General features: G+C 43.8%; 12 protein-coding genes. 1 reads left to right on the top strand and 11 read right to left on the bottom strand.

Annotation, left to right across the window (positions count from 1 at the left end):
• Nucleotides 1–41: 41 nt before the first annotated feature.
• The 11 genes from tolB to B3J29_RS14620 all read right to left on the bottom strand — a co-directional run bounded on the left by tolB (nucleotide 42) and on the right by B3J29_RS14620 (nucleotide 11,908).
• Nucleotides 42–1,325 carry a Tol-Pal system beta propeller repeat protein TolB gene (gene tolB, locus B3J29_RS14670; RefSeq protein ID WP_171069914.1) on the bottom strand — a complete coding sequence of 428 codons (1,284 nt, stop codon included), beginning with the start codon at nucleotides 1,323–1,325 and terminating at the stop codon, nucleotides 42–44.
• 202 nt (nucleotides 1,326–1,527) lie between these two features.
• A complete protein-coding gene (gene tolA / locus B3J29_RS14665) occupies nucleotides 1,528–2,901 on the bottom strand; it encodes a cell envelope integrity protein TolA (protein WP_175967937.1) in 1,374 nt (457 codons plus the stop codon).
• A 3-nt stretch (nucleotides 2,902–2,904) separates the two neighbouring features.
• A complete protein-coding gene (tolR, locus tag B3J29_RS14660) occupies nucleotides 2,905–3,354 on the bottom strand; it encodes a protein TolR (protein ID WP_034170925.1) in 450 nt (149 codons plus the stop codon).
• Nucleotides 3,354–4,052 (bottom strand): protein TolQ, encoded by a 699-nt coding sequence (tolQ, locus tag B3J29_RS14655; RefSeq protein WP_034170924.1) that lies wholly within the window; start codon nucleotides 4,050–4,052, stop codon nucleotides 3,354–3,356. The genes tolR and tolQ overlap by 1 nt, the downstream gene beginning before the upstream one ends.
• 27 nt (nucleotides 4,053–4,079) lie before the next feature.
• Nucleotides 4,080–4,487: a tol-pal system-associated acyl-CoA thioesterase gene (ybgC, locus tag B3J29_RS14650; protein ID WP_034702794.1), complete on the bottom strand. Its 408-nt coding sequence runs from the start codon at nucleotides 4,485–4,487 to the stop codon at nucleotides 4,080–4,082.
• A 260-nt stretch (nucleotides 4,488–4,747) separates the two neighbouring features.
• Nucleotides 4,748–6,097, bottom strand: a complete 1,350-nt coding sequence (locus B3J29_RS14645) for an amidohydrolase (RefSeq protein WP_034702792.1) — start codon at nucleotides 6,095–6,097, stop codon at nucleotides 4,748–4,750.
• 525 nt (nucleotides 6,098–6,622) lie between these two features.
• Nucleotides 6,623–7,624 carry a Holliday junction branch migration DNA helicase RuvB gene (gene ruvB, locus B3J29_RS14640; RefSeq protein ID WP_034170977.1) on the bottom strand — a complete coding sequence of 334 codons (1,002 nt, stop codon included), beginning with the start codon at nucleotides 7,622–7,624 and terminating at the stop codon, nucleotides 6,623–6,625.
• 245 nt (nucleotides 7,625–7,869) lie between these two features.
• Nucleotides 7,870–8,472, bottom strand: coding sequence for a Holliday junction branch migration protein RuvA (gene ruvA / locus B3J29_RS14635; protein WP_286716601.1), 603 nt, complete (start codon nucleotides 8,470–8,472; stop codon nucleotides 7,870–7,872).
• Nucleotides 8,473–8,592: 120 nt separating this feature from the next.
• The gene (locus tag B3J29_RS14630) at nucleotides 8,593–9,933 is read right to left on the bottom strand and encodes a deoxyguanosinetriphosphate triphosphohydrolase (protein ID WP_034702787.1); all 1,341 of its coding nucleotides are present in this window, start codon (nucleotides 9,931–9,933) and stop codon (nucleotides 8,593–8,595) included.
• Between the two features lie 194 nt (nucleotides 9,934–10,127).
• A complete protein-coding gene (locus B3J29_RS14625; RefSeq protein ID WP_004645659.1) occupies nucleotides 10,128–10,259 on the bottom strand; it encodes a putative transporter small subunit in 132 nt (43 codons plus the stop codon).
• An 11-nt stretch (nucleotides 10,260–10,270) separates the two neighbouring features.
• Nucleotides 10,271–11,908 (bottom strand): sodium:solute symporter family transporter, encoded by a 1,638-nt coding sequence (locus B3J29_RS14620; protein ID WP_034702785.1) that lies wholly within the window; start codon nucleotides 11,906–11,908, stop codon nucleotides 10,271–10,273.
• Nucleotides 11,909–13,209: 1,301 nt separating this feature from the next.
• On the opposite strand from B3J29_RS14620, the gene purL reads away from it, so the two are divergent.
• The gene (gene purL, locus B3J29_RS14615) at nucleotides 13,210–17,043 is read left to right on the top strand and encodes a phosphoribosylformylglycinamidine synthase (protein WP_034706115.1); all 3,834 of its coding nucleotides are present in this window, start codon (nucleotides 13,210–13,212) and stop codon (nucleotides 17,041–17,043) included.
• Nucleotides 17,044–17,246 lie beyond the last annotated feature (203 nt).

The following is a 17,246-nucleotide window of genomic DNA, read 5'->3' as shown; positions in this document are numbered from 1 at the left end:
AAGGTTGATTATGGGGTAAAGCATTTATAAATATTGAACTATTATTTTGGTGCCCAAGCAGGTTCGCGGACTTCACCTGTTTCACTTGGTAAATTCATGCGGAACCGACCATCAAGAGACATGATGGATAACAATCCACGGTTACCTTCGCGAGTGGCATAGACCACCATCTGACCATTTGGCGAGAAGCTAGGTGATTCGTCCAGGCTGGTTGGCGTCAGGATATTGGTCACACCTGAGCTAATATCCTGTACAGCCACTTTATAGTTACTGCCACTTGGACGATGAACCAATGCAAGTTTCTTACCATCTGCACTTAAGGTTGCACGGGCATTAAATGCGCCACGGAAAGTCAGACGTTTGGTACTTTCATTATTAAAATCATAGCGGTAAATCTGCGGAGAACCACCACGATCTGAAGTAAAGATAAATGATTTTCCATCCGGCGCATAACGTGCTTCTGTATCAATTGCGCTATCGTTGGTCATGCGTTTTAACTGGCGTGTTTCCAGATTCATCTGATAGATTTCCGGGTTACCATGCATAGACGCCGTAAATAGCATGCTCTTGCCATCTGGAGAGAAGCTTGGTGCACCGTTTAATCCACGGAAGCTGGCCAGCTTTTCACGTTGACCAGTCGCCAGATCCTGTACATAAATGGCCGGACGTTTGGTTTCAAAAGATACATATGCAATTTTTTTCGCGTCCGGTGTCCAGGCAGGTGACAGGATTGGATCACGCGAAGTCAAAATGGTCTTTGGCTGTTCACCATCCGTATCGGCAATCTGCAAGGTATAACGCTGATCAGGCGTTGCCGGGTTACGCAAGACATAAGCAATACGGCCAGTGAAATCTCCCGGAATACCAGTTAATGCCTGATAGATGGCATCACTGATCATATGGGCTGCGTGACGGGTACGTGAAGCAGGAACAGTCAGCAACTCATTCAGTAAGTATTGACGTTTTTCGACATCATACAATTGATACTGAATGCTATAAGAACCATCCGGATTGGTCTTGGATGAACCGGTCACCACATAAGGTACGCCTGCAGCTGCCCATGCTTCAGCATTTGGCGAATTCAGTTGTGCTGTAGCAGGTAAATTCTTCGAGGCACTGGCAAATTTTCCAGAACGATTCAGGTCATTTTCCACCACCGGATAAATACTCTGATCCTGGCTAAAAGGCACAATGGCAATTTTAGGGGCAGCTTCAGGAGCTTTGGTAATTTCCAGATGCAGTTGGGCCTGAGACTGGGTCGCAGTGACGGCACCCAAAGTGGTCATGATTGCAAGGCAGAGTAGGTGTTTGCGTGTCTTTTCCATCATTCGTTATTTACTCAAATCAACGGAGTTATTTATAAGTGATTGGGCTACATCATTGCATGGATTTATGCGAAATAGACCACGAATTTATCATCAAACTGTTATATCACTATGGAGAGTGATTATTATTTAATCTGTTTCAATTGAAGTTTAACTCAAAAAAACAGCCATAACACTTTTTCTTTATTATGGCTGTTTCTTATTAATGAGCTGTAAAGGTTGAAGTAAAACTTCGTGCTTCACGGCGTGCATCCGGATCTGAAGGCATTGGATAAGGTGCAGCAGCACGTACTGCCGCTTCTACACTGGCTTTCATATCTGGATCACTGGCACTCACCACCACAGAAACCACAGAACCACTATCGCTTAAAGTGACCCGAGCAGTCGCTTTCTGGCCTGAAGAGCCCACTGGGGTATCCCATGCACGTCTGATTTTATTTTCGAAATCACGTTTTGCAGTAGAGGCAATTCGTTTAGATTCCGCTTTTTTCTGTGCAGCTTCTTCAGCAGCCTGTTTGGCTGCAGAGGCTTTGGCATCAGCTTCTGCCTTGGCTTTCGCATCTGCATCTGCTTTAGCCTTTGCCGCAGCGTCAGCTTTATGTTTAGCATCCGCCTCTGCTTTAGCTTTTGCAGCGGCATCAGCTTTATGCTTGGCATCAGCATCCGCTTTGGCCTTCGCAGCCGCATCAGCTTTACGTTTAGCTTCGGCATCTGCTTTAGCCTTCGCAGCCGCATCAGCTTTACGTTTAGCTTCAGCCTCTGCTTTGGCTTTTGCCGCAGCGTCAGCTTTATGCTTGGCATCAGCATCCGCTTTGGCCTTCGCAGCCGCATCAGCTTTACGTTTAGCTTCAGCCTCTGCTTTAGCTTTTGCAGCGGCATCAGCTTTACGTTTAGCTTCGGCATCTGCTTTAGCCTTCGCTGCCGCTTCAGCTTTACGTTTAGCTTCGGTATCTGCCTTGGCTTTTGCCTCGGCTTTTTGCTTGGCGGCTAAATCAGCCTTTTTCTGCGCTTCAAGTTTGGCTTTTTGCGCAGCATCGGCTTTACGCTGTGCTTCTACTTCGGCCTTACGCGCTGCTTCAGCTTCAGCCTTAGATTTTTGTGCAGCCTCTGCTTTGGCTTTGGCAGCAGCCTGTTTTGCCTGTTCGGCGGCTTCAGCACGTTTTGCAGCTTCGGCTGCTTGTTGGGCAGCCTTGGCTTGAGCAAGCTCTGCTGCTTTTGCTTCTTGCTGAGCTTTTTGAATATCGATCTGTGGGGGTGCTGGTGCAGGCTGCGGTGCCGGAGGTGCCGGTGCAGCTGCCGTTGGAACCACAGGCGCGGGCTCTACACTCGGTTCAGCAGTTTGGGTAATTTCTTCTGCAATATTTTCATGTGCAGTTTCTTCAAACTCGGTTTCTTCACGAGTCACTGGCTTGAGGTCTTCAGGTTTAATTAAGACCGTTTTAATCTGTTTTGGCGGTTCAGGTGGCTTACTCATGCCCAGAAAAAGCAGGCCCACCAAAGCAACTGCATGGATTCCTAGCGTAAACCCAATTGCAATTGCTTTCTTCTGAAACGGTGGTTTCTGATAATTTTTCATACTTTATTCTAATGGCTTGGTTAGTAAGCCCACTTGGGATAAACCGGCATCCTGCAGGCTTGACATCAAGGCCATCACATCGCCATAAGGGCGAGTAGTATGACCATTGATCACGACATTTAGGATCTTGTTTTCACTTTCAGCAGTGCTTTGCGCTTCTATCAAAGTCTGCGTCAAAGCCTCTAGGGTGACAGGACCTGTGGTCTGATTTTTATATTCCAGAAAATAAGTACCATCTTCTTTTAAAGTGACAATAGTAGGCGCATCTTTGGATTCGATTGGCAAGCCATTGGCCTGCGGCAAATCGACCTTGATGCCACTGGTAATCATTGGGGCAGTCACCATGAAAATGACCAGAAGTACCAGCATTACATCGATGTAAGGCACTACATTCATGTCACTTTTCAGTGGTTTTTTAATACGCTCGAAGCGTCCTGAACGTTGAATGGCCATTAGTCATTGTCCTGCGTAGCGCCCACAGATTGACGTTGCAGTAGTGCCACCATTTCTTCAGCGAACAGAGCACGGTCAGAGTACAGTGCTTCACCTTTAGATGTGAAATGGTTAAAGGCTAAAACCGCAGGAATTGCAGCAAATAAACCAATCGCCGTTGCAATCAGGGCCTCTGCAATACCAGGTGCGACAGTGGCCAAAGTGACCTGATCCACATCTGCCAGACCAATAAAGGCATTCATGATGCCCCAGACGGTACCAAACAGACCGACATAAGGAGCAACTGAACCAATACTGGCCAGCGCACCCAAGCCTTGTTCCAGATGTCCCTGATCACGACTTAAACCTACACGCAGAATACGTTCGGTTCCTTCAATCGACTGGGCAGTTGGTGCATGGCGTTTTTTAAGTTTAAGGAACTCGCCCAGACCCTGATAGAAGATATCTTCCAGACCGGTACGTTTGGAATTGAGCTGGGCATTGTTATAAAGCGTCTTGAGTTCGGCACCTGACCAGAAAATTTTCTGGAAACGATCGTCGTCAGCCTGAGCCTTTTTATAGCTCATGGTTAACTTGGCAATCAGATACCAGCTGTACAACGAGGCTAACAGGAGAGAAAGCATCACCAGTTGTACGACAGGGCTTGCTTGTAAAATAAGATCTGAGACTTGAAGAGATGATTCTAACTGAGTTGCCATAGCTGTTACGTGTGCCAATAAATTTTTTTAGTCTTGTTCCAATTCTTTTTGAATTAGTTCGCGGATTTCATCCGGGAGTCGACGTGGTCGCATCTCTGCACTGATACATGCCAACTCAACCTCACCTGATGCAAGCATGATTTCACCACGATAAATATTTTGTTGCAATACAAATGATGAAGCTTTACATGAAATGACACGTGCAGTCACGGTAATCAGGTCATCCATGAGGATTGGGCGCATATATTTGACGTTAATTTTGTGCACAACAAAGTTGTAGTCGGACTGATGCCAGTAGTGACTCACTCCGGAAGCACGTAACCATTCAGTACGGGTACGTTCCATATAGCGAATATGGTTAGCGTGGTAGACAATGCCACCCGCATCAGTATCTTCAATATAGACGCGGATATTGAATTCAAAGTGATTCGCCATAGTTTTGTTCCATGCAGATTTTACGAAATTATTGCTTGTTTTTAGAGGCTGGAGCAGGCTTAGAATTTGCCTTATTTATTCCAAAAGTCAAGCAATTTAGCGCGTCAAAGTTTAGCACTGTGAGCTTTGAGACCAATGGCACAAGATGTCAAATCTGGATGGAGTAGGGGCTAAGCCAGTACGGAACGGCCAATTGCTTATTAATACGGCTAAGTAAAAGCATGAATGAGACCAGTCATTCATGCTTGAGGAACTAAGAATCAGCTTTTGTTATTTTGTTTCCAGCTTACTTGTACCTGATTAGCCACTTTTGGATAATCCAGAATAAAGCGGACATGACTTTCTACGCCGGTTTTTAAAGTCGCATCATCGACTATAAAATTCGGGTTATGGTTTGGTGCTGCTTTGGCTGGGTCCTGATCTGCTGGGGTTGCTCCGACGAACACAAAGAGCGATGGCATGAGCTTGCCATAATAAGCAAAGTCTTCACTGGCACTAGCATTGTTATCAAGCAGATGCAGTTTATCTTCACCATTCACTTTAGCCAGAGTCGGACGCATCAACTGGGTCAAGGTTTTATCATTGGTGATAACAGGTGCATAAGGTGCAATTTCTACTTTGACTTTGACATCATTGGCTGCGGCATTGTGTTCCAGCATTTTCGGCAAGTCTTTTAAAATACCTTGACGGACATCTTCACTATTAGAACGAATCGTACCGACCATATTCACCTGATTAGGAATTACGTTTCCTGTGGTACCCCCCTGAATACTTCCAATACTGACCACGCCCATGCCTTTGGTTAAATCAGCTTTACGACTTACCAGACTTTGTAAATTATTAATCATCTGTGCAGAAGCATAGATGGGATCACGACCTGCCCAAGGCATTGAACCATGTACCTGATGGCCATCTACCTGAATACGTAAATGATCCGCGCTATTGAGAATCGCACCATCTTTATAGAAAATATTACCGCTTGGCATACCAGCCATCACATGCATTCCAAAAATGACTTCAGGCTGGGGATTCTTGAGTGCACCATCGGCAAGCATTTTACGTGAGCCGATCTGATCGCCCTGGCTAAAGTTATCAATATCTGCACCGCCTTCTTCAGCAGGCTGGAATACAAATACCACGGTTCCGGCAATCTTATCTTTATTGGCAGCGAGCACTTTGGCGGCACCTAGTAGCATTGCAGTATGCGCATCATGACCGCAGGCATGCATCACATAAGTTTCCTTACCTTGATAAATGCCTTTCTGCTTGCTGGCAAAAGGTACGGCTGCCGTTTCCTGAATCGGCAAGGCATCCATATCTGCACGTAATGCCATGACTGGGCCAGGTTTTGAACCTTTTAGAACGCCGATCACACCTGTTTTGGCATAACCTTTACGTACTTCAATGCCATAGGACTTTAATTCTTTTTGTATTAATTCCGAGGTTTTAAATTCCATATTGCCCAGTTCAGGATATTGGTGAATATGCTGGCGCAGTTTGATGGTATGCGCTTCGGCTGCTTTAACTGAATCATCTACCCAATCTGCTAAAGCTAGTTGACTACAGAATAGAAGAGGGAGACAAAGTGAAAGCGTCTTATGCATGTTCATATCAGGGAGAACCTTAAAAATCTGAATAGAGTTAAAGTGATGCCTGAGCATTACATAATGCACTACATTTGACCAAAACCCTCTGAGTATGGGTTTCATACCTTTTTGGTATATTCATTTTTAGTACTTGCTGATAAAGGGAATTTTACAGAGGTAGATATTGTAAAATTATGTAATTATAAAAATCTAATGGTCTATTTTATTTAAAAAATTCAAACTAATAGGGAATTTTTGAAGGGAATTTATATCTGATTTAAAAAACTCTCATTATGTAAGTTTCAACTATTTCTCTAAGTTAAATACTATTTTGGCATAAAAGTTGCTTTGGTTATTTCATAATTATTATTGATAGAATTTTTAAAAGAAATAGCCTAAGTATTTGTTTGAAGGGCAATAATTATATAGCTAAATAAACTACTTAATAATAAAGATTTGAGTTTGTGCTTTTGGAGCTAATTGATTGCAGTAGTCAATTAGCTCTTTTTCTTTGCGATAAAAAATGGCTAAGCCAAAAGAATTTTATCTTTACTTTGGCTCAGGGGGCGTCATGCCAAATTGTAAATAAGCCATATTGGTCGCAATACGACCGCGCGCAGTACGCATCACATAACCTTGCTGAATCAGATAAGGCTCAATCACATCTTCCAGAGTACCTGAATCTTCTGCCATTGCTGCTGCCAAAGCTTCTACACCCGCCGGGCCACCATCAAAGCGTTCCAATAACATCGACAGGTAACGACGGTCAAGCGTATCCAGGCCATCTTTATCCACGTTCAACATATCTAATGCACGTTGAGCCATTTCCTGAGTGACTTCACCTGTGCCTTTGACTTGAGCATAGTCACGTACACGACGTAATAAACGATTGGCAATACGCGGTGTACCACGTGAACGACGTGCAATTTCTTTTGCGCCATCTTCGGTCATTGGCACATCCATCAAACTCGCAGAACGTTTCACGATATGGGTCAGATCATCAACCGAATAGAATTCCAGACGCTGCACAATCCCAAAACGGTCGCGTAGTGGAGAGGTGAGTAGACCAGCACGTGTGGTTGCAGCGACCAAAGTAAATGGTGGTAAGTCCAATTTAATCGAACGGGCAGCAGGGCCTTCACCAATCATGATATCCAGCTGGTAGTCTTCCATGGCTGGATAAAGGATTTCTTCAATCACGGGTGACAGGCGGTGAATCTCGTCAATAAATAGAACATCACCTTCCTCAAGGTTGGTCAGCATTGCCGCCAGATCGCCCGCACGTTCTAGTACTGGGCCAGAAGTCGATTTCAGGTTACCCCCCATTTCACGGGCAATAATATTCGCTAATGTCGTTTTACCCAGACCCGGAGGTCCAAAGATCAGGGTATGATCGAGAGCTTCAGCACGGCCACGAGCTGCACCAATAAAGATTTCCATTTGCTCACGTACCACAGGTTGACCGATATAGTCATCGAGGGAAGTTGGGCGGATGGCACGATCAAAATGATCTTCGGGTTTTTCAGAACCACTGATGAGACGGTCTTGCATATCTTTTGAGTCAATCTCTATGGTTTATTTGAGGTGAATAAAGTCATAGCCTCAAAATGCATTAAAAATTCAGATGCCATTGTGTAGGCGTTGTCTTACTTTTGAAAGATCAAAAGTAACAAAAATCTTTTTGTTGAGTTGAAGGTACGTCCTGTACCCCAACTCAACTGGCGACATCCATGTCGCGAGTAATTTATATAAATAGGAGAATAAACAGTCTTATTTAAAGTAAAGTCATTTTCCTATTATCTATTCATCGACTTTAATGCAGCACGGATGATGTCGCTGGCTTCGGTAAATTCACCTTTAGCTGCATTCACCAGTTTTTGCGCTTCAGCCGGTTTATAACCGAGAGACTGTAATGCAGCTTCCGCTTCAGCCATGGCTGAATTGCCCATAAACTGAATTTGTGGAGCTGTCGAATTGCTTGGAGCAGTGCCCGCAGACATGGCTTTAAAGCGGTCGCGCAGTTCAATCATCAAACGTTCAGCCGTTTTTTTGCCGACTCCAGGCACTTTGACCAAGGTATTTACATCTTCATTTTCAACAGTATGGATCAGCATCTCAACACTTAAAGTTGAAAGAATGCCAAGTGCCATTTTCGGGCCAACGCCGTTCACTTTTAATAAAGTGCGGAAAATGGTTTTTTCCTGAGCATTTAAAAAACCATACAGTAATTGTGCATCTTCACGTACGGCCAGATGTGTCCACAGGGTAATTTTCTGGCCTTTTTGCAACTGGCAAAAAGTGGTGAGCGGCATATCAATTTCATAACCTACACCATTCACATTTAATAATACAGTCGGTGCTTCCAGCGCCAGCACTTCACCAATCAGGCATCCAATCATCTTTTATCATTACTCAATTCAGTTTTGCAGCATAGTAATCAGCATTTTCAGGAAAGGCAAAATCTCCTTCTGCAAAACAGGTGATTTTGCTGCAATAAGCATCTAATCCAGCAAGATGTTTTATAACAATCCGGCTTTATTGCCTTGCAATTCCTGTGACAGGTTATAAGCCTGATGATCCGAAAATTTCGAGATAATATCCAGCACCTGCATGATATTGTCATAATGGCTGTCTTTAAAATTCGCCCCTGAACGTTGCAAAATCGACATTAAACGCTGTTCTTTAAAACTCAGGTTTTTATGCGGTGTGGTCAGAGGAATAAAAGCATCCAGAATATTTTGCAGACTTTGATGGGCAATGATTTCTAAGCCTGCTTTCTGTGGATGTTCAAAAATCTTGTCACGTGCCAGTTCTTTGGCGCGATTAATACCGCTTTCAATATCTGATGAACAATACTGCAATAAAGTGCCTTGTAACTGGCCAGATAGAATCTGGTCATGGTGACGTGCAAAAGCAGTGGTCACTTCATTCACCAGACGTTTCATCACACGGCCACGCAGTGCAGCAATTTTCTGTTGCCAGGTCGTGTCAGGCATGCCGATTTCAGAAGGCGTGCCATAATCTCCGAGCAGATTTAAAAATACCGGTTCCACTTCAGCATAGCTGAGTATGTTCAGGCTAATGCCATCTTCAAGATCAATCAGGGCATAGCAGATATCATCGGCTGCTTCGAGTAGATAGGTCAGTGGATGACGACAATATCGATACTCGCCGAGCTGGATTAGTCCAAGCTCTTCCGCGATCTGCTTTAAAATCTCTTTTTCTGCCTGATAACAGCCAAACTTGGCACGGCTACTGGCAGGCAAATCTACCTGCGATGCCATGGTTTTTGACAGCCACGGATATTTTAAATAAGCACCTAAAGTGGCATAGGTCAGGCGCATGCCACCATCATTTGGATGATAGTCAATTTTGGTAAGCAGGCGCAGGCCTTGGGCGTTACCTTCAAACTGACGTACATCTGCTTCCTGTTCAGGGCTTAAATCTTTTAAGAAGTCAGTATGTGATACATCATCAAACCATTCCCGGATCGCATATTCACCGGCATGGCCAAAAGGCGGGTTACCAATATCATGCGCCAAACAGGCAGCTTGAATGATGGCACCTACATCAGCGGGTGACACCCAGGGTGGAAGCTGATCTTTAATTTTCTCTGCGGCCAGCATCCCTAGCGAGCGGCCAATACAGGAGACTTCCAGTGAATGCGTCAGGCGCGTATGAATACCATCGTGCTGAGTTAAAGGATGCACCTGGGTTTTACGGTTGAGCTGCCGGAAGCTCTGGGAAAAAATAATACGGTCATAATCTTTGTGGAACGGGCTACGTGCCAGTTCAGTGCTCTGCTTTTTACTACCAATCCGAACTGTCGAAAGCAGTTCCAACCAACGCATTTGAGTCATTTATCATTATTCAGTTCTCTACTTTCTGCATCATGCCAAAAAAGAGCGTAAAGCACTAGGGCAGTGCGACATGAATTGTCTTGCTGCATATGGTTATTTCAGTCAGCTGGAAAAGACTGAGATTAAAAATCGAAATCATCAAATGAACAATAAAAAGCAGGCTCAATGGCCTGCTTTTTGTTTAAGGCGAAGAATCAGATTAGCTCTTCGCCATTTTTCTTGGCCTGTTGTGTGTCTTTATAGACATTCAGGCAAATCGTGAACAAGACCAAGCTTGCCACCAATGGCCAAAAAAGTACATATAGGGTCAATAATTGACTTGTCATCTGAAATCTCCTTATTTACTTTTCTCAGATAGCTGGTGAAACTCAATCACCATCTTATTGATTTGTTTAAAATCAAATCGTTCTTTACTGTAGACCAGCGTCAACACAGTACATACCAGTGCACTAGTGCCATAAGCTGTTAGTGAGCTTAACAAGGTGCCGTATTCGTGCAAGAAGCCGATGGTCCATGGCATGAAGCCAATACTGGCCAATATGCCAACGACCAGACCCACTTTCTTGCCGAAGAAACCAAAGGTCATCAGTCCCAGCACCACACCAATCCCCAAGGTTGCAACGAGTTCAAAGCCAAGTGCGATCAATCCCTGAATCGGAAGCCATTCAAAACGTACTATCAGAAAGCTGAAAAATGCGAGGCCCACTGACCAGTTAAAGGCCTGGGCATTCACCTTGTCCCAATACAGGCTGACAATCACTGGGAACACAATAGATCCCCAAAGCGCTCCCACAAAAATCAGCATCGATAAAATGTCAAATTTCAAGGTGGCAATCACAATTCCAAGCATGGTGGCAACGATCATGGTCATACGGCCAATGAATAGCATTTTCTTTGGATCAGGGCGGTTTTTCGCAATCTGTTTGCCATAAATGTCCGTCATGACAATCGCAGACAGGGCAGACAGATCCGAGTCAGCGGTAGAAGACAGGGCTCCAATCACCATGATAAATAACAGCGCAACCATAAATGGCGAAAGATAAGTCGCTGCCATTTGTGGAATCAGGTTATTCAGGTTGCCATCAATGGGCTGAATACCTGCAAATAACGCCAATAATCCAAGCATGCCTAGACCAATAACAATTGCAGCATAACCAATCGTTGCAGTGATAAAGCTTGGCTTAATCAGATCTTCACGGACTGCAAACAGGCGCTGGGCAATGGTCTGATTACCAATTGCGTAGGCCAATACGGCAACAAAAAATGGCGCGCCTTGTTCCAAGAAGGCTGTTTTAGAGAAAAAATCCAGCTGTTCCGGTTGCAGATGATGAATCCCGCTTTGAAACAGGGATGGCCCACCTAAGGTAAAGAATAAGGTTGGAATAATAATCACCGCCGCGACAATCATTGCCACCAGTTGACCAAAATCGGTAAAGACTGAGGAGCGGAAGCCCGACCAGAGGGTATAGGACAGTACACCGATACTGGTAATCAGCACGCCATGGATAAAGCTTAAAGGAGATAAAATTTCAACCAGTGCCCCGGCGGCAGTAAAGTTTACCATCAGGCTGATCACGCTACCCACAATATTGGAACCCGCCAGAATCATCTGGCTTTGATTGCCATGCCGGGCATGCATGATTTCCGCCAAAGTATGTGCATTAGGCGCCAGTTCACGAAAGCGCTTGCCAAAGGGATAGATAAATAAAATCATCAGCGCACCCCACAAACCATAGTGTAGGGCACCGGAAACGCCGTATGTATATCCGGATGAAGCTGCTGCATAAAACGAGGCGGCCCAGATCCAGGTGGCGGTCATACTGGCCGCAGACATTCCAAATCCGATGGAGCCATTCGAGACCATGTAGCCATCGACATTTTCATTTTTCTGTTTAATACGTAACGATAGTAAAAAGGTGATGCCATAGAAAAGCACCATCAATAGTACAGTTGCTGTACTAGTGAATTGAAACATACATACTCCTTAAGCGGGTCACCTTTTGTTCTTGAAAATTAAATCATTGGTGACAGATTAAGGCTCTAAAATAGACAGAGCAGTGAAGCTATAGAACATCAAAAAATTAGTGTCCGAATATAGAATTTATATTCATCTCTACAGCAGAAAGGAAAAACCATTGCTAGGCCCAGAATTTGGACATTTCCTCAGCAATTCGGCTAGAGCTTAACATAAAATCATCAAATTTACTGATGAAGTGTCTATTTGGTAAAATTCTAAGCTGATATAGACGTGTGAGTCTGTTCCTCTGTTAGTTGAATAAAAAATAAAATTTTAGATATTTTTTAAGTGATTACAAATATTTATTTTAAATTTTTCGAGTTAAATAAAACCTGAGAATATGGATTAAATAAAAAGGTAACAAAATTTTATTATTAATTATTTCTTCATTATTTTTTTATATAGGCCTCATAATTTTTTTTAAATTTTCTTATAAATACGAGTGGTGTTTTGCTATTTATATTGTGCTTTTTACGCATAATAAAAATAATGAATAAGTGATGAAATTTCAAAATATTGGATATGGTAGGGTAATTTTATCGATATCATTTTTGGTTGTTCAGATAAGTAAATTTCGCTTAATTATGATCTAAGAAAATAAATATCAAATATGAAAAAATAAAGGGATTAAATAAGGAATTTTATTTTTATTCTTTTAGAGGATGAGAATAGATATCTGGTTTTCCCCCTGCACATGATGCCAGATTAAAATACCACTCAGTATTAATTATTCTTTCATAGAGGGTAGTAATTTGCCTCTGGTGCTGTAATGGCGGAGATCAGCGGAGAACTGTTCCTTGTGGTGCAGAATGGCAGAAGACCTTTAACCAGTTTTCTAATCTTAGAAGTCAAAGTTAAGAGTCAATCAAAATAATTAAAAACAGTCTGCAAAAAATATGACTTCATGAAATCTTGTAATCAAGTATTTCATTTTGGCCTAATCGGCGCTTTGACAGGTCATGACAATAAAACCTGAATTTGATTTTGTCCCGATTGTTGTTGAAAAATAATACAATTTTTATGCAGAAAATTATTCTGAGGCGGTTTTGATTTTTCTTGAAAAAAATGTGTTAAGCTGTGCGACTACATTCAATTTTTTTATCTGAAAATAAAAGCATTATTTATAAAATGCTATAGCTTTTCGCTTGAGTTTTCTCATTTCCTCTCTAGCCGATTTATATATTTCACAGTAGAATATGCGCTCTCTCAAGTCACATTGTGGCATGGTCGCTCGATCATCCCGTGGAGCCAAAATCAGCATGTTTATCGTTGCCGGTGCACCTGCACATTCTTCTTTTAAGAAAGCTCAACTACTCACACGTTTATCGTCAATTAGTTCTGTTCAATCACTAGAAAGTCAATTTGTTTATCTTTTTGACCAAGCGCTCAACGAGCAACAACAGCAATCCGCTTTACAGCTTCTCAACGATGGTCAATCATTTGAACTGCACCAGGCTGCAAGTGATGAAATCCAGATTCTAGTGACACCGCGTGTCGGCACGATTTCACCGTGGTCATCAAAGGCAACTGATATTTTTGCCAACTGTAATACACCGATTCATCGTTTAGAACGCGGTGTTTTGTTTACTTTGAAGGGCGAAAAAGAGCTTTCTAAAGAAGCATTACAGATCTTGCATGACCGCATGACTGAAAGCGTTTTCAATGCGATTGAAGATGCTGCAGTATTATTTACTGAAACTGCTCCGAAACCCTTGAACTCGATTGATATTCTGGGTCAAGGTAAAGAAGCATTGGTTAAAGCCAATAATGAATTCGGTTTTGCGCTGTCTGAACAGGAAATTGATTACCTGACAGAGGCATTTACTAAACTGGGTCGTAACCCGAACGACATCGAACTGATGATGTTTGCTCAGGCAAACTCAGAGCACTGCCGTCATAAAATCTTCGGTTCTGAATGGACGATTGATGGTGAAGTTCAACCATTGTCATTGTTCCAGATGATCAAAAATACCTATAAAGAATCACCAACAGACGTATTGTCGGCTTATAAAGACAACGCATCGGTGATTGTTGGTTTTGATACGCAACGTTTCTATCCAACTCAAGAAGATAACGGTCAACACGTTTATAAATACAAAAGCCAGGCCGCTCACATCCTGATGAAAGTGGAAACTCACAACCACCCAACAGCGATTGCACCATTTGCTGGTGCCGCAACAGGTTCAGGCGGTGAGATTCGTGACGAAGGCGCGACTGGTCGTGGTGGTAAACCTAAAGCGGGTTTAACTGGTTTCACCGTATCTAACCTGAATATTCCTGGCTTCGAACAGCCTTGGGAAGAAAACTACGGCAAACCTTCACGTATGGCATCTCCATTGCAGATCATGATTGAAGGTCCATTGGGTGGCGCAGCGTTTAACAACGAATTTGGTCGTCCAGCGCTGACGGGTTATTTCCGTACTTTCGAACAAAACGTCAATGGCGAAGTGAAAGGCTTTCATAAGCCAATCATGATCGCGGGTGGTTACGGTAACATCCGTCCAGACCACGTTGAGAAAGATGCTATCCAGCCGGGTGATCTGTTAATCGTTCTAGGTGGTCCAGCCATGCTGATCGGCCTTGGCGGTGGTGCAGCATCTTCTGTAGATAGCGGTAAACTGGGTGAGAACCTGGACTTTGCTTCGGTTCAACGTGAAAACCCGGAAATGGAACGCCGTTGTCAGGAAGTGATCGATACTTGCTGGCGCATGGAAGATGGAAACCCAATTGTTTCTGTACATGACGTCGGTGCGGGTGGTATTTCGAATGCGATGCCTGAGCTGGTAAACGATCATGAGTTAGGTGCAGTACTGGATCTTCGTAAGATCCCATCGCTTGAGCCAGGCATGTCGCCAATGGAAATCTGGTCAAACGAAGCGCAAGAGCGTTATGTGCTTGCGATCCGTCCAGAATCTTTACCATTGTTTGAATCTATCTGTGCACGTGAACGCTGTCCGTTTGCGGTACTGGGTGAAGCAACTGAAGCACGTCATCTGACTGTTGAGGATCCATTGTTCGGCAACAAGCCTGTGGATATGCCAATGCAAGTGATGCTTGGTGGTACACCACGTATGAGCCGTTCATATGAAACTGCTCCGCGTAAAGGCGATGACTTTGATGCGTCTAAAGTCACTGATCTGAAAGATGCGATTTATCGCGTGATCAAGAATCCAACAGTTGCATCTAAATCATTCCTGATCACCATTGGTGACCGCTCGATTACCGGTATGGTTGCACGTGATCAAATGGTTGGTCCATGGCAGGTTCCTGTAGCAGATGCTGCAGTAACGACTACCAGCCTTGTCGGTTACACGGGCGAAGCAATGGCAATGGGGGAACGTCCACCAGTTGCATTGTTAAACCCAGCGGCTTCTGCACGTTTATCAGTTGCTGAATCGATCTCGAACATCATGTCTGCGAAGATTGATCAGATCAGCGACATCAAACTGTCTGCAAACTGGATGGCGGCTGCAGGTCAACCGGGCGAAGACCAAGCCTTGTTTGAAGGCGTAAAAGCCATTGGTATGGAAATGTGTCCAGCGCTGGGCATTGCAATTCCAGTCGGTAAAGACTCATTGTCAATGCGTACCACCTGGAATGACGAAGGCGAAGACAAATCTGTTACTTCTCCAATGTCAGGCGTGATCACTGCATTTGCACCTGTAACTGATGTTCGCAAAACATTAACCCCTGAGCTGAAAAATATTGAATCTGTACTGGTTCGTATTGATCTGTCTAAGGGTCAGTTCCGTTTAGGCGGTTCGATCTTGGCTCAGGTATACAAAGCAATTGGTTCAGTGACTCCTAATGTCGATAGCTTTGATGACTTCAAAGCATTCTTCGCACTGGTTCAAGACTGGAACAACCGTGGTCTGATCAAGGCTTACCATGACATCGGTGATGGTGGTTTACTGGCAACTGTTGCGGAAATGATGTTTGCTGCACGCCTAGGCGTAGCGCTAGAAGACCAATCAGTTGAAGCATTGTTCGCTGAAGAAATCGGTGCAGTTCTGCAAATAGCGAAAGCAGATTGGGAAGCATTACAAGCAGAAATCACTACTTCTACTCTAAAAGATGCGATCTCTGTAGTAGGTACAGTGAACAGCTCTGACCAGTTATCTGTAAATGGTTTAGTACTTGACCGTGCTGATTTACAAGTCGCTTGGACTGAAGTTTCTCATCAAATCCAGCGTCTGCGTGACAACGTAGAAACTGCAGATCAAGAATTTTCGTTGGTTACTGACAAATCACACAAAGGTTTGATTGCTCAACCGACATTTGATCTGAACGAGCAAATCGAAGCGCCGTACATCAATTCACGTCGTCCAAATATGGCAATTTTGCGTGAACAGGGTGTGAATGGTCATGTAGAAATGGCAGCAGCATTCGACAAAGTCGGCTTCAATACTGTTGACGTACACATGAGCGATCTTCTAGCTGGCCGTATCAGCCTGGATGACTTCGAAGGTCTGGTCACATGTGGTGGCTTCTCTTACGGTGACGTATTGGGTGCAGGTGGTGGCTGGGCGAAATCAGTATTGTTCAATCAGCAACTTCGTGACCAATTCGAGAAATTCTTTAACCGTCAGGAGACCTTCTCTCTAGGGATCTGTAATGGTTGTCAGATGCTGTCACAATTAACTCCACTGATTCCAGGTGCAGATGCTTGGCCTCGTTTCCATCGCAACAAGTCAGAAGTATTTGAAGCACGTAGCGTTAATATTCGCGTAGAGAAATCTCATTCTGTATTGCTAGAAGGTATGGAAGGTTCAATTCTTCCAATCGCTGTGGCACATGGTGAAGGTCGTGTGGTTGCATCAGCTGAAAGCATTGCTGCATTGAATGCCAATAACCAGGTGATCATGCGCTATGTGGATAGCCAAGGTAATGCGACTGAGCAATATCCATTGAACCCGAATGGTTCGCCTGAAGGGATCTCTGGTGTAACTTCGAAAGATGGTCGTGCGACGATCCTGATGCCACACCCTGAGCGTAACTTCCGTGCGATCCAGCACTCTTGGAAACCAGAAGACTGGGATCAGGACGGTGCATGGTTACGTATGTTCCGTAATGCGCGTAAGTTCATTGGCTAATCTGATTTAGCTTCAAAAAAGGGTCGCAGTAGCGGCTCTTTTTTATTATTAGAATTTTAAGTGACCCAGCAAAGCTAGAAAAATCATTTACTTTTGTTTAGACTAGCTTCATCAATTGCCACCAGTGGGTGGCTTTTTGCTTTTTAAGCAGTTTGAAACATTTATTTAATTTTCTCCCGCTGAACTGGTTTAGATTTTGCTTT

The sequence above is a fragment of the Acinetobacter sp. UBA5984 genome (assembly GCF_002429925.1).
Lineage (GTDB): Bacteria > Pseudomonadota > Gammaproteobacteria > Pseudomonadales > Moraxellaceae > Acinetobacter > Acinetobacter variabilis.
The sequence above is the reverse complement of the archived record's forward strand: the minus strand, read 5'-3'. Positions and strand labels throughout refer to the sequence as shown.